The sequence below is a fragment of the Eubacterium sp. BIOML-A2 genome (genome assembly GCF_009680135.1).
GTDB lineage: Bacteria > Bacillota > Clostridia > Lachnospirales > Lachnospiraceae > Faecalicatena > Faecalicatena contortus_B.
In genome coordinates this window covers 45,879-69,579 of record NZ_WKZK01000003.1, presented here as the reverse complement: position 1 = coordinate 69,579, position 23,701 = coordinate 45,879, and the positions used below count along the sequence as shown (strand labels likewise).

The window sequence follows — 23,701 nt, the reverse complement described above, 5'->3', positions numbered from 1 at the left end:
CCTTGGGTATACCGTATGTGAGTCTTTGGGCAGGCTTCTATTTATCGCAATCATTGAGTTTATCGTAACAGTATTCTATGATGCTTCTGCGCGTAATGATCCCGATGAATTTATTCTGGTCATCCACTACAGGTACAAAATTCTGATTCATCGCTTTCTTCACCAGATCTTCCATATCGGCATCCGCAGGCACTACATCAAAATTGGCCTTACGTGGGAACTCCTTTATCAAGATGTGTTCGGCGCTTTTGATATCCAGATTATTGTAAGACTTTATTCCCCAAAGCAGGTCTCCTTCTGTGACAGTGCCCACAAATTCCCCTTCCCTGTTCAGCATGGGGATGGACGCATACTTATGGTATTCCATTGTCTCCAGAACCTGGCGCAGCGTACTGTCATTGTAGATATAAGCAACTTCATTTTTCGGTTTTAAAAAAAACAGAATGTTCATAATGAATACCTTTCTTTAAATTTGTGTCAAAACAAAGATTTCATACAGCGCCCTGATCGCGTTTTTAAAATCATCATGTCTGACACCAACAATAATATTCAGCTCACTGGATCCCTGATCAATCATTTTTACATTAATGTGCGCATGGGCAAGGGCAGAGAATATTCGGCCGGCAGTCCCGCGTGTCGCCCTCATTCCCCGGCCTACAATAGCAATCAGTGCAAGATCTGATTCCAGTTCGATGTGGTCAGGATCTACAGCCTTGTGGATTCCGGCAAGCACCCGCTGTTCCTTTTCCTCAAATTCATCCTTATGAACGAAGATTGTCATTGTGTCAATACCCGACGGCATATGTTCGATGGAAATCTCATTCTCTTCGAATACCTGGAGCACCTTGCGGCAGAAGCCAATCTCAGAGTTCATCATGGCCTTCTCTACGGTAATGGATGCGAAGCCGTCCGTACCGGCAATCCCTGTAATGGTATACTTCGGCTGCCTGCATGTGCCCTCTACGATTAAAGTTCCTTTATCCTGAGGTGCATTGGTGTTGCGGATATTGATCGGTATTCCTGCTTTTCTTACCGGGAAAATGGCATCCTCATGGAGCACGCTCGCCCCCATGTAGGAAAGCTCACGCAGTTCTTTATATGTAATAGTCTCTATGGATTTGGGATTCTTCACAATCCTTGGGTCAGCAATGAGAAATCCGGATACATCTGTCCAATTTTCGTATAAGTCAGCCGTTACAGCCAGCGCAACCAGTGAACCGGTAACATCTGAACCGCCTCTGGAAAATGTTACAACCGTTCCATCTTCTTTCGCCCCGTAAAATCCGGGAATGACCGCGTAGCATATATCCTTTAGCCGTGCAGACAGCAGGTCGTTTGTTACAGCGTCATCAAAATTGCCCTCCTCATCAAAGCGGACTACCTCGGCTGCGTCCACGAATTCAAATCCCAGATATGCTGCCATCACCTTGCCGTTCAGATATTCACCTCTGGAGGCAGCGTAATCTCTTCCTGCTTTTTTTCCAAAATTTTCCCGGATCACATCAAAGTCCTGATCCAGGGAAAGAGTCAGATTCAACCCTTCGATAATCTCGTTATATCTGTCTTGGATTGCAGAGAGTAAGTCTGTAAAGTTCTTTTCCTTAATGGCGGCCCCATAGCAGCTGTACAGCATATCCGTCACCTTGGTGTCTCCTGAGAACCTTTTACCTGGTGCGGATGGTACAACATACTGCCTGGATTCATCTGCTCGTATGATGTCCCCTACTTTTTTAAACTGCTCGGCACTGGCCAAAGAACTTCCGCCGAATTTTACTACTTTTTTCATTCCTCGTTTCCTCCAATATACTTAGAGAGGCGCCCATATCCGGCATGCAGCCGGCCCTTAACAGCAAATACTGTGCGATATAGTTCCCTCTTCAAAATTTCTGCGTTCTCGGTACATTATTATAACGCAGTCATTCCTTCTTGTAAATCTCTTCTTTCGCATTTTTTTGCATTTAATGACAAAAAATCCTGCATTTTTATTCACAAATCAAATTCAAAATCTGTTATACTGCAAATTTAAAATATCACATCTGCATACTCGGCGCCGGCGGCCCTTTTCAAATCACCGGGATCCAGTTTTAGCTGCATGCCCAGCCTGCCCCCACTGACATACATGTAGTCCAGGTACCGGGCCGTTTCATTTATTATAGTAGGGAAAGCTTTTTTCATGCCGATGGCAGTACAGCCTCCTCTGACATATCCGGTAACCGAGGTAAGCTCTTTAACCGGAAGCATTTCCAAAGACTTTTCCCCCGCGGAACGGGCCGCCTTCTTCAAGTCCAGTTCAGACGCAATCGGAATCACGAACACATAATGTATCCCGCTCTTTCCTGTTGTTACGAGTGTTTTATAGACTCTGTCATGAGGCAGGCCCGCTTGATCTGCAATCGTAATGCCGTCCACGAATTCATCGCACTCGTAAGTCTGATATTCATAAGGAATTTTATATCGGTCCAATATCCGCATTGCGTTCGTCTTCAGTTCTTTCTTCCCCATAATCTTCTCCTTATCTGTCATATTCTCTCCCCTGCAAAATCAGCGGTACAAGGCATTTGGATTGTCTTATACTAGGACTGAACCCTATTACATTAAGCACATGATTTACTCAATAATCGAACAGGCTGAGCTGCTCCATACGATAGGGGCGCTTATAGCTTGATATGATATCGGACATCTTATGCAGGATTCCCGCCTCCTGGCACTCTTTCTCAAAAACCTTCCAAAGCTGGCGTACCCGCGGGCTTCTGCATTCATAGGCGTTGCCGAATCTCTTTTGGTATTTCTCTGCAAGCCCCTCTCCCGGGAAGAGCTGGTTCAGCCTTTCATAGTACCAATCCCGCTGATTTTCGCGCAGCGTCATCCCAAAAGCAGGATAGATAAACTTTGCACCCGCCTCGTGTGCCTTACGAACGATTTCCCGGATATTCTCATCAGAGTCTTCCAGGAAAGGAAGCACGGGCATTAACAGAATCCCGGTATATATCCCATGACCGGACAATTCACGGACCAGGGCAAACCTCTCCGAGGACGGCGGCGCTCCCGGCTCTATCTTTTTTGCAAGCACATCGTCTGAAGTGGTAATCGTGACTTTGCACAGCACCGGTGAATGTTCCCTGATATCTGTAAGCACATCGATGTCCCTTGCCAGCAGACTGCTCTTTGTAGCGATGGCGGCTCCAAATCCAAATGCATCGCAGAGCTCCAGCGCATGCCGGGTCAGTTTCAGCTCCTTCTCAAAGGGATTATAAGGATCGCTCATGGCCCCCGTAGAAACCACGCCCTTCTTTGTCTTTCTGCGCAGCTCATCGCGTATGATCATCAAAGCATTTTCCTTTGCCCTGACAGTGTCAAAGGAAGAGATTCCGTAACAGTCTGAACGGCTGTCACAGTATATGCAGCCATGACAGCATCCTTTATATATATTCATATTATATTCTGTTCCAAACCAGTATTCCGGTCTTTTCGAACGGGTAATTATCGTTTTAGCTGGAATATACTCCATAATAATGTTCCTTTTCTTGGAAGTCCCCGGCTGTTGATTGGCCGGGGAGGTTCACTTATTATACCAAAGCCATGATTTTCCGGCTATTGTAACATTAGGCATTTTGCTGTTTTAACATTTTTAGTGAAATTAATTGTATAATCGTATACAATACACAACGCAACTTTACTGTTTTGAAGCCCTCACGAAATACCCAATATTTTATATTGTATACATGGATGCAATATTTTCCTTGTCATAATCATTCGAACTGCATACTGCATTTTGAGTAAGTTTATATTGCATACAACTATACAATATAAAAACCAAAAAAATTATTCTGCTAAACTCTCATGAAGAGGTCTGCGTACTTTTTTGCGGGTCAGCTCTACAAGCTGCAGCGCGGTCACATCCACAAGTGTTGATTGAATCGGGTCTTTTGAGAGGTATTGGCGGAATGTTTTCAGCAGTTCCCTGGTTGCATCGGCATCGTCCAGGTTAATAAAATCCACAATAACGATTCCCGAAAGGTTTCTAAGCCGCATCTGTTTGGCTGCCTCCCTGGCTGCTTCGAGATTGATCTTCAAATAAGTTTCAGAAGGATTCTTTTTTACAGAACATTTTCCCGAGTTCACATCAATCACAGTCAGCGCTTCCGTATACTGTATCACCAGATAGGCCCCATTCTTAAGCCATACGCGTTCGCTCAATGCCCTTTCCAGTACAGTCTGTGTATGATACAGCTTTCCGAGAGGGAGCTGGCTGCTCTGATAAAGCCTCAGTTTCTCTAATTCTGCCGGCTGTTCTCTTGTATAATATTCCCTGACCTGGCGGTAAAGCTCTTCGTCCTCAATCACAATCTCCGTTAAACCTTCGGTATACACATTTTTCAGGTCAGAGATATAAGCGGGAGGCGCCTCCTGCAGACAGGAAAAGCATGTTCTCGTCTGAGACGCAGACTTCAGAGCGGTATAGCTTTGTTCCAGGCTTTTAATCTCCCCCAGGATCTGGTCAAAATCAGCATCGCCTGCATTCGTACGGATGATAAGGCCATACTCCTCGTTTTTATAGGGCAGAAGGCGTTCTTTTAATTCCTCACGCAGCGATTTGGGAAGCTTGCCGGAGGTTCCGATTCTGGTGTTTCCTGTTGTCAGAATTGCATACCTGCCCGTAAAACTTAAGTTGCTGCTGACCGTCGGGGCCTTTGTTTTAACGGCCTCTTTGCTGATCTGAACAACCAGCTCATCCCCGATGCAGAGCGGCTTCCTGCCTGCTTTATGCGTGAACAGAGCATTAGCGGCCTGGCTCATGTCATAATAACATTCCACGCCGCTCTCAATCTCGATAAATGCTGCTCCGATATTGGGCACTATATTCTTCACTCTGCCCACATAGATATTGCCAAGTACATGCTGCCTTACCCCGCTGTCCGGCTTGTCGCAGTGTATTTCTACGATTTCATCGTCCTCCAGAAGAAATATCCAGACCTTTTGGGCCTCTTTCATCATAAGAACTTTTCTTGAGGTCATGCCGTCTCCATCTCCATTTCGCTACCCAAATCTTCCAATGTTACCAATTCCCGTCTGCCTTCCTGGCCCCTATCCGCATACATCTCAAGCCTGTGATGTGAATAATCGCTCTCGGCAAAATCGATCCCCATAAAATGACAGAATGCCTCCATGACAAGGCCGGGCTTCAGATTCTGGACGCTCCCCGCGGCCACCTGCATACAGACAGCGTCCGCTTTCGCTTCCAGACAGTATATCATTGGTTTGATATCCACTTCATTCGCACTGCGTTTTGTCTCTTTCAGAATCCGGATCTCGGGCTGCGCCATGAATGCCGCAAGCTTCTCCGGCCAATCTGCCGGAAACACATCCTTTTTCACCGTCGTCCTGTAATCCGCCGCCGCAACGATCGCCATTCCAGTCATCTTCTTTTCTTCCGCAATCTGACGGAAGCTTACGACTTCCATCCCTTCCACCATGGCCTCATTCAGCCGTCTCACGGCCTCTTTGCTGGAAATCGGGCCGCTCAGCTCAATATCAAAGTATTCACCGTCACTGGAAAGTCCGATCCCCAGCGGATTTGCAAAAGACATAATCATATGAGGACTGTAGCCGGCGGTAAAGGCGATCGGGATCTCCGCCCTTCTCATGGCCTTCTGGAAAAACCGCATCACATCCAGGTGCCCGATAAATCTCAGCGCACCATATTTTCTGAACTTAATTCTTACCTTCATAGCAGACACCTCCTCCAAATTGTGCCGCTCCGCATCCGGAGCACTGCATCTTACAGTTTGGTGTGACAACGCCCTCCTGCGCCCGCTCCCACTCTTTTTTCATAAAGCTTTTGCTGACCCCGATATCAATGAAGTCCCACGGAAGCAATTCATCCAGTTCTCTTTCCCGGGTCGTATAAAATGCAATATCAATGCCCGTATTCTCAAACGCCTGCATCCATTTTTCATTGCAGAATGTTTCTGTCCAAGCGTCAAAAAGGCATCCCAGTCTGTAGGCCTCCTCAATGGCCTTTCCCACTCTCCTGTCGCCGCGGGCAAACACGCCCTCCAGAACGGTTACTTCCGCATCATGCCAGTTATATTTCATGCTTTTTCTGTTTAACTGCTCCTGAAATTCATGCTTCACAACCGAAGCCCTGTGCATATACTCCTCACTGGTACACATTGGCGCCCATTGGAATGGGGTAAATGGTTTAGGTACAAAAAAGGAAGTGCTCGCCGTTATCTGGCATTTGCCATGGCGCTCCTCTTTCGGGATCTCGTAATATCTTCTCGCAATCCGATCTGAAAGCCTTGCGATCTCCTTCATATCTGCTTCCGTCTCAGTGGGAAGGCCCAGCATAAAGTACAGTTTTACCTTGGACCAGCCTCCCTCGAAAGCCTGTCCGGCCCCCTCCAGGATCATTTCCTCCGTCAGGCCCTTATTTATTACATTTCTCATCCGCTGTGAACCCGCTTCGGGGGCAAATGTCAGGCTGCTCTTGCGGACATCCTGCACCCGCTGCATCACATCCAGCGAAAATGCATCGATCCGAAGGGATGGCAGGGTAATATTCATCCCTTTATCCTTAAATTCATCTATTAAAAAGTCTACCAGTTCTTTCAGTTCGGAATAGTCACTGGAACTCAAAGAACTCAGAGAGATCTCTTCGTGTCCCGTATTCTTCAGCATAACACGGGCGTACTCCTTCAATGTCTCCACGTTTCGCTCGCGGGTAGGCCGGTACAGCATCCCTGCCTGGCAGAATCTGCAGCCGCGGATACATCCCCTCTGGATTTCCAACACAACCCGGTCCTGCGTTGCTTTGATAAAGGGCACCACTGGCTTCATCGGATAAGGCGCTTCCGTGACATCCATTACGATCTGCTTTTTCACCGTGGCAGGAATCCCGGGCTCCGTCGGTGTAAAGGACTTCAGAGTACCATCATCATGATAATCCGCTTCGTAGAACATCGGAACATAGAGCCCCTCAATCTCCGCCGCCCTTCTCAGAAACTCTGTACGGCTGCTGTTCCCGGCCCGGCAGGTCTTGTAGAGATCCAGCAGTTCATCATAGACCGTCTCGCCCTCTCCTATATAAAACAGATCAAAGAACTCTGCCAGCGGTTCCGGATTGTAGGTGCAGGGGCCGCCGCCGATTACGATCGGATGCTCCCAGGTACGGTCCGCACTGTGGAGCGGAATCTGGCTTAGATCCAGGATCTGCAGTATGTTCGTGTAGCACATTTCATACTGGATTGTGATGCCCAGAAAGTCAAAATTCTTGACTAGATCCTGTGATTCCAGGGCAAACAGGGGGATCTTCTGTTCCCTCATTACCTTGTCCAGGTCGGTCCAGGGAGAATATACCCTTTCACACCATACATCCTCACGCCGGTTAAAAATATCATACAAAATCTGAATCCCCAGGTGGGACATGCCAATTTCCATGATATCGGGAAACGAAAGGGCAAACCGAATGTCCACCTGATCCGGGTCTTTATTCACCGCATTTACCTCATTGCCGATGTAACGGGCGGGTTTCTCGATGTTCAGCAGTATCTCATCGCTCAACGCTAATTTTCTCATCATTATATACATCCTTCTTATCCATGCTATTAGATCCCAAATGATCTGATGGTGTCCGGAAACACCGGGCACCACTGTTTAATTATAAGTGCTTTTTGTCATAACATCAAGCAAAATGCGGAATGTTTTAAGTTTATGCAGATGAGTGCGCGAAAGAAGGGATAGCTTCTGTAACGGCTACCCCTTTCTTTCGCACACTCATCTGCCGGCGAGATGGAAACTCGTCAACTCAGCGTATTAAACATCTTCGATCTTCCCTAAAAGCTGCAGCGGCTCCTTTTTTAGGTTTTCTTTCATATAGCAGGACGAGATGATAAACGCCGCCAGAATTAAACCACCCCCGGTCCCAACCGACAATGCTATGCTGGGGCTTGCCCACTCTATGTCAGCCTCTGTGTCATTTGTTGTCACATTGCTGTAGGACGTATCGAATACAGTGGCCGCATCGGCCTTCTTGGCGGCTGCTCCTGTAGCTTTCCATCCCGCTATGCTGCCCAGGATGCTGCCAACCGCCGCAAGTACAAGTATTCCGGTCAGAATAGATCTGGAACACTGCCCCTTCGTTCTTCCAAGCAGGCGCTCCACGGCAATCCTCTCCTGTTGTCCCGTTATGAACATACTTGAAAAGAACAGTAAAATCATGAGTGCCATGACGCCTCCGCTGACCAGGAATATCCATGACATCATCTTTCGCTTTTCAATCCCTTCCCGGAGCTGGGTATAACCTTTGTCATAAAAGGTGATCTTCAGATCTTTTACCCCTTGTTTTTCCCATAGCTCCTGATATTGCTGTATTGTTCCGTTTGGAATTTGGAAAGACGTGTTGCCAACCTGCATGCGTCCATAGGCTACGATGTTATCTTTCCAGGAATTCTCGGGAACTGCGTTCCAGGGAATGACCACTTCATACATGCCGATTCCAAGGGAACCGGTACCGTAATCTTTGATTGTATAAATGCCCGCAATCTCATATTCCTGCTCGTTGAATATGGAATAGGGCTGGCCCTGTGCATTAATAAAGGAAAACCCATACCCGCCGCCCTTTGTTGAAAAGTTGTCCACCGGTGCATCCCGATAATTGGCATAAAACAGAGGCAGGGTTAGTTTGTCCCCCACGGACTTCTGAAGCAGCATCGCCAGCGTACTGGGAATCAGACAGACCTTTGCGCCGTCCTGATATTCCTCTTCTGTGATATCCCTTCCCTCGGAGATAACGACCTCATCCTGATAAAACGGCATCAGCAGCTTTGTGCTGTCTGTGGGCTGAACCGGTACGACATGATCCAAATAGTCCTGCATATTTCCCGCCAGCAGCCACCGCTTTCCGCGTTCTGTTTCATAGAACCCTTCCGTCACCTCATCAAATTCGTCTGATTCATTTATAGGATCATAGATCCTTTCTCCATCGAGAGTGTATTGTGTTGATAGGGTACCATTTGTAGGAACATATTCCATTTCCATCTCCCCGCTATCGCTGTTTTCTGTTTCCACACCGTGGGTAAAACCGTACTGATTAAGCTGCATAACATAAGTCTTTCCCGCCTCGAACGTTCTGGGTTCCGGATTCTGGTGTTCGCAGACATAGATATAATCCCCCTCATTGACAGCGCCTTCCAGCACCTTAACAATGCGCATCTTGACGGAATGATCCGCTGTTTCTGTTTTCAGGGGGGTTACCTCCACGGTGAGCAGCCAGGTGCGCCCCACTCCCTGATAAAGCTCCTCTACATATGCTCCAAAATAGGGGCGCTGCCTTGGCTTATGTACATACCCCGCGCCTTCAAAGTCCAGCACCTCCTCTTTGATTCGCTCCCCCGCGGTTCTTGCGTTAAAGTACTGATACTCTTTCATTTCCGCATCCCATATCCCATAAACCCCGTTATCCTTTGTCTCCTGCTCCACAGTTCCTATGGTGGTAAATATTTTTTCGAATTCCTGAATTGCCGTTCTGCTCATGTTCCAGAGGTTTCCGCCCAGTGCCAGGAAAAATGCCGAAACACCAATCAGAAGAAAAAACAGAAAACTCTTCAGGGGACTGCGGAGCATTTGTTTCATGCTGTAATAAAATGTCATGCCATACACCACCTCACTGTTTTTCTACCGATATCATTTTCCCGTCCTTCATGGTCATACGGATATCCGCCTGGTCTGCAATCCGAGAATTGTGTGTAACTATAATAACTACATATTCTTTCTCATGTGCCAGTCTAAGCAGTAATTCGACTATATTCTCTTCATTTTCCGTGTCCAGATTCCCTGTCGGCTCATCTGCCAGCAGAATTCTCCCTCCGGCAGCCATAGCTCTTGCAATTGCCACTCTCTGCTGCTCCCCTCCGCTCATCATACGCGGATATTGGTTCAGGATCTTTTCTTCCAGACCTACTTCTTCCAGGCACAGGGCCGCCTTCTCTTTTGCCGTTTTGCGTGGAATTCCCTGGAGCTCCAGCGGATACATAACATTCTCCCAGGCGGTCAGCAGAGGAAATAAATGAAAGGCCTGATATACCACGGACACTTCCTTCCGTCTGTATGCATCCCGGTCCATTTCCGCCAGATTTTCGCCGTCCACCAGGATTCTCCCTTCCCTGGGATGGTCAAGTCCGGCAAGCAGGGATAGAAAAGTACTTTTTCCGCTTCCTGATTCTCCTGTAACCGCATACATGTTACCGGATTCAAACGTGCAGGATATCCGTTTTACCGCCTCAATTGTCTGAAATTTATTCTGATAAGAATAACTTACATCTTCTACTTTAATCCGTTCCATATCTCCCTCTCAATCTCTGTGTGATAACACAGCTGCAACGCTGAATCTTCCAAACATCCACATGGCAGCCGACGCGCCCAGTATATAGCAGACCAAAAACACAAGCCAGACAAGCGCAATTGCTCCCATGCCGGCCCACCGCAATATCAACCCTGCAGCTGCTCCCACAGCGCCGCCTGCCGCAGCCAGCAGAATATGTTCCACAAAAAACAGTACCGTACACCGCCGTCTGCTCGTTCCAAGCGCCCGCATAATCGCGTACTCCTCCCGTCTGCCCTGAAGCAGCAAGTGGGATACGATATACCCCACCATAATCACTACAAGAAGGACAAAGGGCAGAAATCCCTGCAGCAGAGACAGGCTTTTTTCCAGACTAGTGACCGACCGGATAAAGATCACATCATCTACCCTGACCCCGGCCCCGGCATAAGAGAAAGTCGAGCCCGGAACCACCGTCTGAAGCCCGGCGTCCTTTAATTCCTGTTTTAATTCATTGAGCTTCATGGAATCTTTTACCAGAAAGGACAGGGAAGAGGCAAAATATGTCTGGCCACTCTGCTTATAAATCTCTTTTACAGCATCCAGAGGGAATAAAATATCCGGCACAGTTACCTCTTCATCGGTTCCGCTGGAATCCCAGATTCCGACGACTTCCATACTTACCGGCCGGAGATCCTTTATTTCTAATCCTGTTCCGGAAAGCAGCAGCTGGTAGTGCTGCAGTGAAAGGGGGAGCCGGCTCCCAAGTTCTTTATCTATGGATGATTGATTCACGATACAGACATCCTGGCTTTTCTGAAAAGTATCCCAATCCCAGCCTTTGCTCCACTTGACATCTTCCTCTTCCAGGCCCTCAATACATTCCGGGCGGTTCAATCCCTGAACCCAGAAATCTTGTAAGTTTTCGGCATTCTCCTGCGGAAGGCGCCCCAAAAGCTTTGCCCCTTCCACAATCTCTTTTGTGTATGAGGATCCGTAAACCGCATCGAGAACCCGCGGCTGTATGAACAGGCCCGAATTGGAATCCCCGCTCACATTCCAGATCTGTACCGATATAGGGAGCCTTTCCGGCAATTCATCGAGCTGTTGTTTTGTACTGGTCAGATTGCCCAGATAAAGAGCCATTACAATAACCGTCAGCAGGCTGATCAGGATATTGAGGATACTTTTTTTGTAGTGACGCCGTATATTTACCAGAATTGTGTGTATTGCCTGATAAAAACTCCTTCTCTTGTCCGGGATTTCTTTCTTGATAGACTCTTCATTTTCCCTTATACAAAGTATCCGTGTTGACGCTTCCCTTGTCTCCTCACTGTCCTCCAGCACTCTGGCAGCCGTATAGACGGTTCCGTCCAGCGTGAATTTAGGGTACATTCCGGATTTTACCATCTGAAACTTCATCCCGCGGTCTGATGCATATTTACGCAGTACAGCCTCAAACATACCTGCTGTGTTCACGGCTTCATCTGCATTAAATGAAAATCTCCGCTGCTGTTCTTCCATGGCCACCCGCTTGTAATCGTCCGCAATCTTTGCGAATACGCTTCCGTTTCGGGACATGGTTTCCATTTTTTCAAGATAAGCATCCACGTCCACCTGATCCGATTGATCCTTATGGATACTCGTGCAGACTTCAATCGCCGCCTGCAGCTGTTTCTGCTGCTTCAGCAGATTTTCCTGCTGGCGTACAACAGCCTCCTTCAGGGGAAGCTCTTCCTTCAATATATTTTCGATCTCTTTCAGGGGCATATCCAGCATCCTCAGCATCTTAATCAGCTTCAGACGCCGTATATCTTCCTCCGAATAATCCCTGTATGCATTGCCGGTTTCCCTTGCAGGTTCCAGCAGCCCCTGCCGCTCATAGTAGCGAATATTCTGTCTGGATATTCCGGTCAGTTCCTCCGCTTGTTTCGTATTCAAAAATCCACCCCCTCATCTGCTTACATTCTATAATCTGAAATATCTTTATGTATCTATATTAGGGTGTATAGCAGGTATACAGTCAAGTCTTTTATAACTTTTCTTCGCTAAATTTCAACAAATTAAAAATCGCCACTTGTTTTAGTGACGATTCTCCTGATTTCTCTCATTACATACTTATAGTATATCCGGTTCCAATACAGGTTCTTCGAACAACATCATTAAATCGTGATTAGCTCCGATATTGGTTACTTCAAAATGATTTAGGCACAGAGCAAGCCACGGAAGCTCCCTGCTCATCTCACGTACCAAATCGAAAATTTCCAGATCCGTTGTCTTATATCTGGAATGATATCCTGAATATTGCTCATGGGAAAAGTTTCTCTTTACCAGGTAATCTCGTATCTTCGTATAAGCACCATTGGGGTTGCTTGCTGAAAAATATTTTTTAAGATCATTAACCCGCAGATCAAAATATAATGCCTTTAAGTGTTTTGCTTCTTTTCTTGCCATTATGCCACACTCAGTCTCTTTGTATAATGATACAGTACATCCTCAACGGCAAAATCTTCTTCATTTTCTCCATCATCGCTGTTGTACCAGACCCATTTTGTTACATATTCCATAAACCAAACTTTTTCTCTTAAAGATGTAATAATACATCCGAAAGCACCATAATCTTTCGGATTCCCATTTCCGGTAAAGCATAATGTCCCATCTGGTTGCTGTGCCTTATTCAGTCCATATCTGGAAAACGCCTGCTCAACTGCCTGATAAATACTTTCCACCTGATATTTCTGGTCAGCAGCAATCTTTTTTTCATCCATTTTTATTTCTAATTTCAGCATAGCAGCCTCCTCTGTCCTCTAAATAATCTTTGGTATACTCATTATATCCGACTTGAAGAGAAAATTCCACTGCATTTTTGAATTAACGCTCTAATGGCTCACGTCCCCTACAGCTTCTTCCACACTGCCTGAATATCTTTGAGATCCATCTGCTTTTCGATCTGGTTTACGATTTTATCGCTGCTTACATTTGCTACATTCACTTTGCCGTAATCGATCCAGACATAACAAACAAAGCATAAGACGCCCAGCGTCAGACGGAAGAAAAAGCTGCTTTTAGGCCTTTCTTCTGCATCGTCATACAGGTCATGGTAAATATGTCCATACCTGGGGTGCACAGCGGGAATAAAGCTGTCCTCATTGTAAAGCCTTCTGGTCTGCCTTAGAAGCTGGCGGCGTCTTTCTTCTGATTCATTCATAATCTATGTACCTCCTTTTGGATTTCCTGTTAAGCTGCCCTTTGGGCGTACAGAAAAGGGCATATGATATGTCTACCATATCATATGCCCTGCCAAAAACAGTTAGAACTCTCTGTCCCGGAGTGCTATAGAACAAATCACGTTATCTGTCCGCAAGCTCGTTTGTTATATCATCCCAGGTAATTCCCCGTTCCACCATAAGGACCATCGCATGGTACAGAAAATCAGACATTTCGTATTTGATCTCCTCGGGATTTGGATTCTTAGCCGCAATCACAAGCTCTGTCGCTTCTTCTCCAATCTTTTTCAGGATCTTATCAATCCCCTTATCGAAAAGATAATTGGTATAAGAACCTTCTTTCGGATTCTCTTTTCTGTCCATAATTGTTGAATAGACGGATTCAAATACCTGAAGCGGGTTCTTCCCGTCGTAATCACTGCCTACAATCGGCTGGAAGAAACAGGTGCTGTTTCCGGTATGGCAGGCCGCTCCGACCTGTTCTACCTTGGCAAGCAGTGTGTCCTTATCACAGTCAATCGTCATCGTCTTTACATACTGGTAATGGCCGGATGTCTCGCCCTTTACCCACTGTTTTTTCCTGCTTCTGCTAAAATATGTCATCCTGCCGGACTTGACCGTATGGTCAAAGGCCTCTTCATCCATATACGCCATCATCAGGACCTCATTCGTTTTATAATCCTGCACAATGACAGGCAGCAGCCCGTCTGAATTCAGTTTAAACTCGGAAAAATCCATCATGCTTTCAAAAGACGTCATCCGGATCCCTTCGGCAGCACAGACATTTTTAAAGGCATTAAAATCCATATCATCCTGACTGATAAACAGTCCCGATACCCCTTTCACGCCGTCGCACTTCAATATTTTAAGGATCTCGTCCTGTTCCATCGTATCCGTTACGACAACACACGGAATCTGCGTCACATTCATAACCGAATTCAGGTCCAGCCTGTGCATGAAAATGATCTCCGTACTGTACTCTTCGATCAGATGCTGCTGTTTGAACAGGGCGTCAAAATCATTCAGGGACACCGCGATTCTTTCTTTGCCGAATCGTTTGGATACGTCCTCAATCAGGTCAATGGAAAGGTGCTTGGAAAAGTTCAGCATGGCGCGTTTTGCACCCGCATAGAGAATCTTCTTTACATCCTCCTGTCTGCGGATATTGCCGCCGGCCACCATCGGAATGCTGATGACGCGGTTAATCCTTTTCATCAGGTCAATGGATTCCTCGTGCTCCTCATCGGAATTGGACAGATCAAATATGATCAGCTCATCCGCCCCCATATCCCCGTAATGCCTTGCAAGGGACACCACATCGTCCGCGATCACTTCTCTATCATCAAACCATTTTACAGCTTTCCCTCCGTCAATAAATATACAGGGGGTCAATCTCTTATAACTCATTTATCCACTCTCCTTTACAGGCTGCCCTTTGTAGACCAAACCTCTTTCATTCTCGGCTCTTCCATGGTAGCCGCATCCAGTGCTTTACCAAACGCTTTGAACAGGGCCTCCGCCATATGATGGTTGTTGCCTCCGTCCAGAATTTTCAGATGCAGGTTCATTGCTGCACTGTATGAAACCGCATAAAAAAACTCCTTCACCATTTCCGTATCCAGCCCGCCGATCTTCTCCACCGTAAATCCGGCCTGGTAGTTCAGATATGGGCGTCCTGAAAGATCCACCGCACACAAAGCAAGCGTCTCATCCATGGGAAGCATAAAACTGCCGTAGCGCTTGATTCCCGCTTTATCTCCAAGGGCCTTGGCGATTGCCTGTCCCAGCACGATACCGGTGTCCTCCACCGTATGATGACAGTCCACTTCCAGATCCCCCTTAACCTCTACTTCCAGGTCAAACAGGCCGTGTCTCGCAAAACCGTCCAGCATATGGTCAAAAAAGGCAATTCCCGTATCAATGCTGTTGCGCCCTTTTCCGTCCAGACAAATTGTCAGGTTAATCTCTGTTTCCTTTGTTTTTCTCATGCAGCTGCCTGTCCTGTCCATCATACATCCCTCCCATTTTCATCCTGTTTATGATTCTTCAAAACGTACCTTTATCGAATTCGCATGCGCAGTCAGCTGTTCCGCCTCCGCAAAACGTTCGACATCCAGGTGTACCGCCTCCAAAGCTTCCTTTGAATAAGAAATGATGCTCGATTTCTTCAGAAAATCATCCACGGACAGAGGGGAAAAGAACTTGGCCGTACCGTTTGTCGGCAGGACATGGTTCGGCCCTGCAAAATAATCTCCCAGGGGTTCGCTGCTGTATTCTCCTATAAAAATAGCGCCCGCATTGCGGATCTTCGTCATCACGTTAAAGGGGTCTGCGGTCACGATCTCCAGATGTTCTGAAGCGATCTCATTTGCCGCATCTATCGCATCTTCCATCGTCTCCGCCACCAGGATATGCCCATAATTATCGAGAGATTTCTGTATGATCTCTCTCCTGGACAATTCTCTCACAAACCCATCGATCTGTAAAGAGACGTTTTCTGCCAGTTCTCTGCTGGTTGTCACCAGAATGGCCGATGCAAGCTCGTCATGCTCCGCCTGGGAGAGCAGGTCTGCAGCCACATATCTCGGGTTGGCCGTCTCGTCCGCCAGAACAAGAATCTCACTGGGGCCTGCAATGGAATCAATACTTACATATCCGTAGACGGCCTTTTTGGCCAGGGCTACGTATATATTTCCCGGGCCTACAATCTTGTCCACTTTGGGAATGCTTTCCGTCCCATAGGCCAGTGCCGCAATCGCCTGGGCTCCTCCCACCTTATATACGGCGTCTGCTCCCGCCTCTTTGGCGGCAACCAGGGTGGTCGGATTCACCCTGCCGTCTTTTCCCGGAGGGGTGGCCATGATAATTTCATCCACGCCCGCCACCTTGGCCGGCATGATATTCATCAGTACCGAGGACGGATACACAGCCGTCCCGCCCGGAACATATACCCCTACTCTCCGGAGAGCGGTCACCTTCTGTCCGAGCATCGTCCCGTCAGGCTTGCTGTCAAACCAGCTGTACTGCATCTGCTTTGCATGGTAGGACTCGATATTTTTCAAAGATTTACGTATGATCTCAAGCAAAGAGGCATCCACCTGGGCATAGGCTTCCGCTACCTCCGCCTCTGTGACGAGCACATTCTGCGCATGGATTTCTGCTCCGTCAAACTTCTTTGTATAGGAAAAGACTGCTTCGTCCCCTTTTTCTTTCACCGCATCCAGTATCTCGCGGACGCTGGACTCATACTTTCCGTAGTTATTGGGGCTGCGTTTTAAAAGGTCTTCCAGCAGATTTTTTTTCGTACTTTCATCTAATTTTTCAATTCGCATTTTTATCCCTCCTGTAAGAGCTTTCTCAGATTCACGATCAGCTCCTTAATCCTGTCATTTTCCATGCGCATACTGACCGGATTTACGATCATCCTGGCAGAAAGAGGACACACTTCCTCCAATACCACCAGTCCGTTCTCTTTCAGAGTAGATCCAGTCTCCACGATATCCACAATCACTTCTGACAGCCCTACAATAGGCGCCAGCTCGATAGAACCATTCATTTTTATGATCTCAACTGTCTGATGTTTTTTATTATAAAAATAATCTTTTGCAATATTAGGGTACTTGGTTGCCACGCGGATCAGCTCATGATGCCGGAGCAGTTCCCTGGCCTCCTCAAGCCCGCATACGCACATTCTGCACTTGCCGAATCCCAGATCCAGTACCTCGTGCACCTTGCGTCCTTCCTCCACGATCGTATCCTTGCCGACCACACCGATATCGGCCGCCCCATACTCTACATAGGTGGGGACATCGGGGCCCTTTGCCAGGAAAAACTTCAGCTTCAGCTCCTCATTGACAAAGATCAGCTTCCTGGAGCTTTTATCCTTCATCTCCTCGCATGTAATTCCCAGCATTTCCAGCATTTCCAGCGTTTTATTGGCCAAACGCCCTTTTGTAAGGGCAAAAGTTAAATATCTCATGTCTGCTCCTCTATCTCTTTTTCCTTGCATTTATCAGCTTCTCGTCCCCTGTACGCAGATTCACCATCTCAATCGTCAGATCCTCGTTCAGATACAGCATACTCACGGCCTGTGTCCGTTTTCCATATGCTTCATAGGCTTCCCTGCTTTCCTGCTTATCCCGCTTGTGTATCTCCACGCACTTGCCCTTGGAACGGAAGTTCTTTGCAAGCGAAATAGCCCACTTCTGCGTAGCCTCCGTGTAAACAATCATGTTCATCTCCCTGGTTTCCACCGGGATCTTCTGGCGGCTCAGGGCGCTCATCAGCTCATCTATGATGATCGCAAAGCCGATCGACGGCGTATTCTCTCCGAATTTTCCCAGAAGGTTATCATAGCGTCCGCCTCTCACAATGGCATCGCCGGTACCGTATGTATATGCACGGAAAACAACTCCGGTATAATACCCGTAGCTCCCGCTCATGCTCAGGTCAAATGTGATGTGGTCCTCCACACCGTAAAGGGTCAGCAGCTTATATAACTGCTGGAGATAGGATACGGCAAGCTTTGCGCTGATGTTCGGCGCTATCTCCATAGCCTGGTCCAGAATCTCTACACCGCCCATCAGCTCAGAAAGCACCTGGAATGCAGCCTTAATGTTGTCCGCTGCATCCTGGTTGTCCAGGATCTCTTCCACTCCAAAATAATTTCTGTTTATGATCAGGTCGTGAATCTCTGACTTTTGTTCCTCTTCCAGTCCTGTAGCATCCATCAGGCTCTGTATGAAGTCCACATGGCCGATATTGACCTGAAATTCCTTAAGCCCTACCTTTTTCAGCCCGTCTACAACCATGGCAAGCATCTCTGCATCCGCCTCGATGGAATCCATGCCGATCAGCTCCGCCCCCATCTGGGTATTTTCCTTCAGCCGGCCCTGATAGCTGGAATGGTTGATAAATGTATTGCCCATATAGCAGAGCCGGACGGGGTATTCTTCCGTCTCGAACAGTGTTGCTGCCGCCCGGGCTATGGACGGCGTGATGTCCGGGCGCAGTGCCAGTGTATTGCCGTCCCTGTCAAAAAATTTATAGAGTTCTCTCGAAGATATCGTTCCGATCTCTTTTCGAAACACATCGAAGTATTCGAAAGTCGGTGTCTGAATGTCCTGATATCCGTATGCGTGCAGGACATCATGGAGCTTTTCCTGTGTTCTGAGCTTCTTCCTGCATTCTGTATTATAAATATCCCTGACGCCTTCAGGTGTATGTAATTTCTGTTCCATATTTCCTGCCCTCTCACTTTATCGTGCTAATTCGTTAAATCACCCTGTAAATTATACGCAGTTTCTCCCTGATTGTCAATCCCTGGTATCCAAATCCTTTTGTATGTAATCCAGGTACGGGACGAAACAATTATTTTTCAGTTCCATGAAGTAAGCCGGATCCAGTTCCTCATAACGAAAGCTCTTCCGCCCGCCCTCTGCGGCGCGCTGCCAGTATCGCTTTATCTCTTTAAAACGCATATAGTAGAGTTCATGGTAACTGCTGTAATATATAATCAAAAAGGAGATACCTCCCTGCTTCTCAAACTTTTCCATAAAATTCATCTGATGTTCATGCACATTCTGCAGCGGGAAAGTATCCGCAGCACACTCCTTTGCATCGAAGCAGACCGGAATTCCCTGCACAGCCCCGATATAATCGACTGTACTGATCTTTTCAAAATATGCCAGCGTAATGTGGCGATGCTCTTTGTCTATCCTTACCGGAGTGATGGGGGTCGGTATCTTCTGGATCAGCGCAAGCCCCATCTCCTCATACCGTTCGTTGGTGCGGTTCACCAGATCCTCCAGTGTGGAGCCGCGAAGCCCCCTTGAATTCCAGGTAGCCATCTATAAAACACCCTTATCCTTTGCTATTTTTTGAAACTCTCCGGGAAGCGGGGCCCGAAATTCCTTTCCCGACAGAACGCTTAGCGGCCCTTCCAGTGCCGGAAATGTGATCCTGTATGCGTGGAGCAGCTGGTGGTTCAGCCCGTATGCATTTTTGTACCTGTCACCCAGCTTTCTGCCGCCATACTTGTAGTCTCCCAGGATCGGATACCCGGCAGAAGCAAGATGAGCGCGGATCTGGTGGGTCTTCCCGGTAATCAGGTGTACCTCCAGCAGCGTCACGCCGCCCTTAGATTTGAGGGGGCAGAATTCTGTCTCAATTGCCGCGCTTCCTGCTTCAGGCGAGTCTGTTATGCGGACCTGATTGCTTTTTTCGTCTTTTTTCAGAAAACCGCAGATCCGGGAGCGCTCTTTCACTTCCCCTTGTACAAGGCAGAGATAATATTTGCCCAGTGTCCGGTCCTTAAAAAGGCGGCTCAGCTCCTGCAGGCCCTGCAGGCTTTTCCCGGCGGCTACTATGCCGCTCGTGTTCCGGTCAAGCCGGTTACAGACAGAGGGGCGGAATGTTCGCATCTCATCCCCTGTCAAAGCCCCGCTCTGCAGCAGATAGTCATGCAGATACTCCACCAGTGAGACATCCGTGTCCTGAGCCTTCTGTGAAAGCATTCCGGCGGGTTTATTAATCAGCAGGATATTGCTGTCCTCATAGAGGATATCCAGACGCACAGCATGGCTGGATTCTTTATTCATGTGTCTCTCTGCAGGAAGCCCTGCATCCCCGGCAAATTTGGCAATGGTCTCATCTGCAAGAAACAATTTGATCTCGTCGCCTTTGAAAAGCTTCTCACTGCCGGAAGCTTTTTTCCCGTTCAGAGTAATATTCTTTTTCCGCAGCATCTTATATAAAAAGCTTTTCGGGGCCTCCCTGAGATACTTGGCCAGAAGCTTATCCAGCCTCTGTCCCGCTTCATTGTCACCGACTGTTATCTGCTGCATAAAACTGAGTCCTTTCTACATGGATATATTCAATATTACCTGTTTGATCTGTCTTTCCATCTCTTTTGTATCCCCTTTTTCCACAGCGGCTATCGAATTGAGACCTTCAGCCCTTGCCAGAAAAGCGGTATAATTATTCAGGATTTTCACCGAGACATCCGGAAAATGATTCTGGTTCAGGATGCTTTTTATATGAGTCGCTGCGTATTTTACATCCACTTTTTCGCTGTTCGTATATCCGAAGATCGTATTTCCGGAAATCACAATGCAGTCCACCGGCATCACTTTTTCCCGGCTTGTAATGATCATGTCATAGACTGCCGTTATGTTGCCGGTCTTTGCCTTAATCTCATCTGCACGGATGACTGCAATAGACGGATAGGGAAATCGGGTAATGACACCCACCAGCGCCTTGGACGCCGGGAGGCACCCCAATACAGCGACAACGGTCATCAGATTCAGTCTCGTATGCGCCTGGCTGTAACCCAAAATGAAAATAGCAGCCACCAGTGCAAAATAAATCACGGTCCGGATAATCTCTGCTTTTTTCTTATAATCCAGATATCCCGGCTCTCCTTTTATCACCTTAGTCATATTGTAGTTCTCCTTAGTCTTTTCCCATGCTCTCTAATTTTATAATCATATTGTGCGGCAGAAGCTTTGCTCCCAGATCCGCTGCTTTCATCGCCATTCCATAGACAGATACCGGCTTTTTCCTCCTGGAATCGATCAGCGCCTGATGCACCACCTTTGCCGGGGCAGCCATAACCGCGTCCTTCCATTTATGCGGAAGCCTGCCGGATACGTCAAAAAATTCCGTGTCCACTGGCCCGGGGCAGACTGCGGTCACATAGATGCCGTCCTTTAAAAGCTCTGCACCCAATGCCTGTGAGAAACTGAGTACATAGGACTTCGTCGCCGCGTAGACCGCAAAATAGGGCTGCGGGCAAAAGGCAGCTGCGGACGCCAGATTCACAATCCGGCTTCCCCGTGTAAGGAACGGCAGGCAGGTCATGGTAAGACGGGTGAGTGCACGGCAGTTCAGATCAATCATCTCTTGCTGTGCCTCAGGCTCTCTTTCGGCGATCTCTTCAGCCGTTCCCATTTTGCCGAAACCTGCGGCATTCACCAGCATTCGCACATCCGGTTTTTCTTTCTCAAGTGCATCCAGTATCTCACTGTAAACCTTGTCTTCGAGCAGGTTTCCCTCGAAAATCCTGCATGGAATTCTGCTTGTCTTTGCCAGAGAAATAAGTCTTCCCTTCCTTCTGGCAGTGATCCAGATCTCGTCCAGCTCCCGGTAGAACCAGGGCAGCTGTTTCACAAATTCCCGGCCCATTCCCGATGAGGCGCCGCTTACTATTGCAATTCTCAATCTACACACCTTCTTTTTATTCTATTTTTTTCTTTTTATGAACATTTCTGATTGCTTTTTTCTTAACCGATGCTTTTTTCTTGATCTCTGTCTTTTTTCTGCCATTCTCCCCGGCAAAAGCCCTTTCTTTCGCAAATCTGCGCGGCCGGATCAGGCATTTTTCCCCAAAACCGACCAGATCCATCCTGCCTGCCTTTTTCAGCGCCTCCATAACGAGGTCGTAGTTTTCCGGATTGCGGTATTGGATCAGCGCCCGCTGAAGCGCTTTCTCATGGGAATTTTTCGGCACGTATACAGGCTTCATCGTCCGCGGGTCCAGTCCGGTATAATACATACAGGTGGATATCGTGGACGGTGTGGGATAAAAATCCTGGACCTGTTCCGGCATATACCCCAGATCCCGGCAGTATTCGGCGAGCTCTACGGCGGCCTTCATATCCGAGCCGGGATGGGAAGACATCAAATAAGGAACCAGAAACTGCTTTTTTCCAAGCTTTTGGTTCATGTCCCCGTAGATCCGGGTGAACTCCTCGTACACCTTATGTTCCGGTTTTCCCATTTTTTCCAGCACTTCATCCGCCACATGCTCCGGAGCCACTTTCAGCTGTCCGCTCACATGATGTTCGCAGAGTTCCCTTAAAAATGTCCGGTCCCGATCGGCAAGCAGATAATCAAACCGGATGCCTGACCGTATGAACACTTTCTTTACTCTGGGGATCTCTCTTAATTTTCTCAAAAGATCTACATAATCCCTGTGGTCCGCCCGCAGATTCTTACAGGGATGCGGAAACAGGCACTGTCTTTCCCTGCAGACTCCATACTGCAGCTGCTTGCTGCAGGACGGCTGCCTGAAATTCGCTGTAGGACCGCCTACATCATGGATATACCCCTTGAAATCCGGCTGTTCTGTGAGGATTTTGGCCTCCTCAAGCAGCGATTCATGGCTCCTGGCCTGGATAATCCGTCCCTGATGGAAGGTCAGGGCACAGAAACTGCATCCCCCAAAGCAGCCGCGGCTGCTGGTCAGACTGAATTTGATCTCCGAGAGGGCCGGCACACCTCCTGCTTTCTCATAGGCCGGATGCCAGGTACGCATAAAGGGCAGCGCGTAGATATCATCCATCTCTGTCTGACTCAGTGGTTTTGCCGGCGGATTCTGCACGAGAAACATTTTATCTCCATAGGGTTCGGCAAGCCGCTTTCCTGAAAATGGATCGGTATTCTGATACTGGATATAAAAGCTCCGGGCATAAACCTCCTTCTTTTCCGAGATCTCCTGAAAGGTAGGAAGCATAACCGCATCGTAGATGGAGTCCGGGTCTTTCACCTTCACCACCGTCCCGTCCACATAGGTCAGGTCAGATACGGCAATTCCCGCCTCAAGGGCTTCTGCAATCTCTAACACCGAGCGCTCGCCCATTCCATATGAGATGATATCCGCACCGGAGTCCAGCAGGACGGAGCGTTTCACCCTGCCGGACCAGTAATCATAATGTCCCAGCCTCCGCAGGCTGGCTTCAATCCCTCCCAGAATAACGGGCGTATGCTTGTACGTCCGGCGGATCAGGTTGCCATAAACGACCGCCGCATAATCCGGCCGTTTCCCCATCTCCCCGCCCGGTGTGTAAGCATCCTGGCGGCGCCGCTTTTTGGAGACGGTGTAATGGTTGACCATGGAGTCCATATTGCCGGCTGACACCAGAAACCCAAGCCTCGGCTCTCCATACTCGGCAATGCTCCCCGGATCTTTCCAGTCCGGCTGGGAGATCAGGCACACCCGGTAGCCATGCGCCTCCAGCATGCGGCTGATAATAGCCGGCCCGAAAGAAGGGTGGTCCACATACGCATCCCCTGTCACATAGACAAAGTCCGCGCGGTCCCATCCTCTTTCCAGCATCTCTTTTCTGCATAACGGTAAAAAACCCTGATTCAT

General features: G+C 48.0%; 23 protein-coding genes. All 23 read right to left on the bottom strand.

The genetic code is table 11. From position 1 onward, the window contains the following. Positions 1-37: 37 nt before the first annotated feature. Positions 38-451, bottom strand: a complete 414-nt coding sequence (locus GKG43_RS01875; RefSeq protein WP_055153210.1) for a CBS domain-containing protein — start codon at positions 449-451, stop codon at positions 38-40. A gap of 15 nt (positions 452-466) precedes the next feature. After that, positions 467-1,786: an aspartate kinase gene (locus GKG43_RS01870; RefSeq protein WP_055153212.1), complete on the bottom strand. Its 1,320-nt coding sequence runs from the start codon at positions 1,784-1,786 to the stop codon at positions 467-469. Positions 1,787-2,022: 236 nt separating this feature from the next. Further along, complete coding sequence (gene ybaK / locus GKG43_RS01865) at positions 2,023-2,502, bottom strand: Cys-tRNA(Pro) deacylase (protein ID WP_050642313.1); 480 nt, start codon at positions 2,500-2,502, stop codon at positions 2,023-2,025. Positions 2,503-2,611: 109 nt separating this feature from the next. Next, positions 2,612-3,508 carry a radical SAM protein gene (locus GKG43_RS01860; protein ID WP_154253240.1) on the bottom strand — a complete coding sequence of 299 codons (897 nt, stop codon included), beginning with the start codon at positions 3,506-3,508 and terminating at the stop codon, positions 2,612-2,614. Between the two features lie 314 nt (positions 3,509-3,822). Next, positions 3,823-5,016, bottom strand: coding sequence for a ribonuclease E/G (locus tag GKG43_RS01855; protein ID WP_050642315.1), 1,194 nt, complete (start codon positions 5,014-5,016; stop codon positions 3,823-3,825). Continuing rightward, on the bottom strand, positions 5,013-5,729 hold the full coding sequence (locus GKG43_RS01850; RefSeq protein WP_055153216.1) for a TIGR03936 family radical SAM-associated protein: 717 nt from the start codon (positions 5,727-5,729) through the stop codon (positions 5,013-5,015). Before GKG43_RS01850 ends, GKG43_RS01855 begins: the two co-directional genes overlap by 4 nt. Next, positions 5,713-7,578 carry a TIGR03960 family B12-binding radical SAM protein gene (locus tag GKG43_RS01845; protein WP_055153267.1) on the bottom strand — a complete coding sequence of 622 codons (1,866 nt, stop codon included), beginning with the start codon at positions 7,576-7,578 and terminating at the stop codon, positions 5,713-5,715. The genes GKG43_RS01850 and GKG43_RS01845 overlap by 17 nt, the downstream gene beginning before the upstream one ends. 237 nt (positions 7,579-7,815) lie before the next feature. Then, complete coding sequence (locus GKG43_RS01840; protein WP_050642317.1) at positions 7,816-9,651, bottom strand: FtsX-like permease family protein; 1,836 nt, start codon at positions 9,649-9,651, stop codon at positions 7,816-7,818. A 13-nt stretch (positions 9,652-9,664) separates the two neighbouring features. After that, positions 9,665-10,342: an ABC transporter ATP-binding protein gene (locus GKG43_RS01835; RefSeq protein WP_050642318.1), complete on the bottom strand. Its 678-nt coding sequence runs from the start codon at positions 10,340-10,342 to the stop codon at positions 9,665-9,667. Positions 10,343-10,351: 9 nt separating this feature from the next. Further along, positions 10,352-12,262, bottom strand: a complete 1,911-nt coding sequence (locus GKG43_RS01830; protein WP_055153220.1) for a MerR family transcriptional regulator — start codon at positions 12,260-12,262, stop codon at positions 10,352-10,354. A 177-nt stretch (positions 12,263-12,439) separates the two neighbouring features. After that, the gene (locus GKG43_RS23045) at positions 12,440-12,775 is read right to left on the bottom strand and encodes a virulence associated protein D (protein ID WP_174518408.1); all 336 of its coding nucleotides are present in this window, start codon (positions 12,773-12,775) and stop codon (positions 12,440-12,442) included. Continuing rightward, on the bottom strand, positions 12,775-13,110 hold the full coding sequence (locus GKG43_RS01820; RefSeq protein ID WP_050642320.1) for a hypothetical protein: 336 nt from the start codon (positions 13,108-13,110) through the stop codon (positions 12,775-12,777). The genes GKG43_RS23045 and GKG43_RS01820 overlap by 1 nt, the downstream gene beginning before the upstream one ends. A gap of 107 nt (positions 13,111-13,217) precedes the next feature. Continuing rightward, positions 13,218-13,529 carry a hypothetical protein gene (locus tag GKG43_RS01815; protein ID WP_050642321.1) on the bottom strand — a complete coding sequence of 104 codons (312 nt, stop codon included), beginning with the start codon at positions 13,527-13,529 and terminating at the stop codon, positions 13,218-13,220. A gap of 142 nt (positions 13,530-13,671) precedes the next feature. Further along, entirely contained in the window at positions 13,672-14,955 is a 1,284-nt protein-coding gene (gene hisIE / locus GKG43_RS01810; RefSeq protein WP_050642322.1) for a bifunctional phosphoribosyl-AMP cyclohydrolase/phosphoribosyl-ATP diphosphatase HisIE, read from the bottom strand. Positions 14,956-14,969: 14 nt separating this feature from the next. Next, positions 14,970-15,560 carry an imidazoleglycerol-phosphate dehydratase HisB gene (gene hisB / locus GKG43_RS01805; RefSeq protein WP_050642323.1) on the bottom strand — a complete coding sequence of 197 codons (591 nt, stop codon included), beginning with the start codon at positions 15,558-15,560 and terminating at the stop codon, positions 14,970-14,972. Between the two features lie 24 nt (positions 15,561-15,584). Next, positions 15,585-16,880, bottom strand: coding sequence for a histidinol dehydrogenase (gene hisD, locus GKG43_RS01800; protein ID WP_055153222.1), 1,296 nt, complete (start codon positions 16,878-16,880; stop codon positions 15,585-15,587). A gap of 2 nt (positions 16,881-16,882) precedes the next feature. Further along, entirely contained in the window at positions 16,883-17,527 is a 645-nt protein-coding gene (gene hisG / locus GKG43_RS01795; protein WP_050642787.1) for an ATP phosphoribosyltransferase, read from the bottom strand. Positions 17,528-17,537: 10 nt separating this feature from the next. Further along, positions 17,538-18,788: an ATP phosphoribosyltransferase regulatory subunit gene (hisZ, locus tag GKG43_RS01790; protein ID WP_050642325.1), complete on the bottom strand. Its 1,251-nt coding sequence runs from the start codon at positions 18,786-18,788 to the stop codon at positions 17,538-17,540. Between the two features lie 75 nt (positions 18,789-18,863). Continuing rightward, entirely contained in the window at positions 18,864-19,397 is a 534-nt protein-coding gene (locus GKG43_RS01785; protein WP_050642326.1) for a Holliday junction resolvase RecU, read from the bottom strand. Further along, positions 19,398-20,393, bottom strand: a complete 996-nt coding sequence (locus GKG43_RS01780) for an RluA family pseudouridine synthase (RefSeq protein WP_055153224.1) — start codon at positions 20,391-20,393, stop codon at positions 19,398-19,400. 15 nt (positions 20,394-20,408) lie between these two features. Next, positions 20,409-20,987: a hypothetical protein gene (locus tag GKG43_RS01775; RefSeq protein WP_055153226.1), complete on the bottom strand. Its 579-nt coding sequence runs from the start codon at positions 20,985-20,987 to the stop codon at positions 20,409-20,411. Positions 20,988-21,000: 13 nt separating this feature from the next. Next, positions 21,001-21,777 carry an SDR family NAD(P)-dependent oxidoreductase gene (locus GKG43_RS01770; RefSeq protein ID WP_347561921.1) on the bottom strand — a complete coding sequence of 259 codons (777 nt, stop codon included), beginning with the start codon at positions 21,775-21,777 and terminating at the stop codon, positions 21,001-21,003. 7 nt (positions 21,778-21,784) lie between these two features. Beyond that, positions 21,785-23,701, bottom strand: coding sequence for a YgiQ family radical SAM protein (locus tag GKG43_RS01765; RefSeq protein WP_055153269.1), 1,917 nt, complete (start codon positions 23,699-23,701; stop codon positions 21,785-21,787).

Bases quoted from the DNA above. Each gene is read 5' to 3' on its own strand.
- hisG (WP_050642787.1), bottom strand. From the start codon at position 17,527: ATGAGATATTTAACTTTTGCCCTTACAAAAGGGCGTTTGGCCAATAAA.
- GKG43_RS01835 (WP_050642318.1), bottom strand. From the start codon at position 10,342: ATGGAACGGATTAAAGTAGAAGATGTAAGTTATTCTTATCAGAATAAA.
- hisD (WP_055153222.1), bottom strand. From the start codon at position 16,880: ATGCGAATTGAAAAATTAGATGAAAGTACGAAAAAAAATCTGCTGGAA.
- hisZ (WP_050642325.1), bottom strand. From the start codon at position 18,788: ATGGAACAGAAATTACATACACCTGAAGGCGTCAGGGATATTTATAAT.
- GKG43_RS01875 (WP_055153210.1), bottom strand. From the start codon at position 451: ATGAACATTCTGTTTTTTTTAAAACCGAAAAATGAAGTTGCTTATATC.
- GKG43_RS01765 (WP_055153269.1), bottom strand. From the start codon at position 23,701: ATGAATCAGGGTTTTTTACCGTTATGCAGAAAAGAGATGCTGGAAAGA.
- GKG43_RS01775 (WP_055153226.1), bottom strand. From the start codon at position 20,987: ATGACTAAGGTGATAAAAGGAGAGCCGGGATATCTGGATTATAAGAAA.
- GKG43_RS01840 (WP_050642317.1), bottom strand. From the start codon at position 9,651: ATGACATTTTATTACAGCATGAAACAAATGCTCCGCAGTCCCCTGAAG.
- GKG43_RS01845 (WP_055153267.1), bottom strand. From the start codon at position 7,578: ATGAGAAAATTAGCGTTGAGCGATGAGATACTGCTGAACATCGAGAAA.
- GKG43_RS01850 (WP_055153216.1), bottom strand. From the start codon at position 5,729: ATGAAGGTAAGAATTAAGTTCAGAAAATATGGTGCGCTGAGATTTATC.
- GKG43_RS01870 (WP_055153212.1), bottom strand. From the start codon at position 1,786: ATGAAAAAAGTAGTAAAATTCGGCGGAAGTTCTTTGGCCAGTGCCGAG.
- GKG43_RS01855 (WP_050642315.1), bottom strand. From the start codon at position 5,016: ATGACCTCAAGAAAAGTTCTTATGATGAAAGAGGCCCAAAAGGTCTGG.
- ybaK (WP_050642313.1), bottom strand. From the start codon at position 2,502: ATGGGGAAGAAAGAACTGAAGACGAACGCAATGCGGATATTGGACCGA.
- hisB (WP_050642323.1), bottom strand. From the start codon at position 15,560: ATGATGGACAGGACAGGCAGCTGCATGAGAAAAACAAAGGAAACAGAG.
- GKG43_RS01820 (WP_050642320.1), bottom strand. From the start codon at position 13,110: ATGCTGAAATTAGAAATAAAAATGGATGAAAAAAAGATTGCTGCTGAC.
- GKG43_RS23045 (WP_174518408.1), bottom strand. From the start codon at position 12,775: ATGGCAAGAAAAGAAGCAAAACACTTAAAGGCATTATATTTTGATCTG.
- GKG43_RS01860 (WP_154253240.1), bottom strand. From the start codon at position 3,508: ATGGAGTATATTCCAGCTAAAACGATAATTACCCGTTCGAAAAGACCG.
- GKG43_RS01815 (WP_050642321.1), bottom strand. From the start codon at position 13,529: ATGAATGAATCAGAAGAAAGACGCCGCCAGCTTCTAAGGCAGACCAGA.
- hisIE (WP_050642322.1), bottom strand. From the start codon at position 14,955: ATGAGTTATAAGAGATTGACCCCCTGTATATTTATTGACGGAGGGAAA.
- GKG43_RS01785 (WP_050642326.1), bottom strand. From the start codon at position 19,397: ATGGCTACCTGGAATTCAAGGGGGCTTCGCGGCTCCACACTGGAGGAT.
- GKG43_RS01780 (WP_055153224.1), bottom strand. From the start codon at position 20,393: ATGCAGCAGATAACAGTCGGTGACAATGAAGCGGGACAGAGGCTGGAT.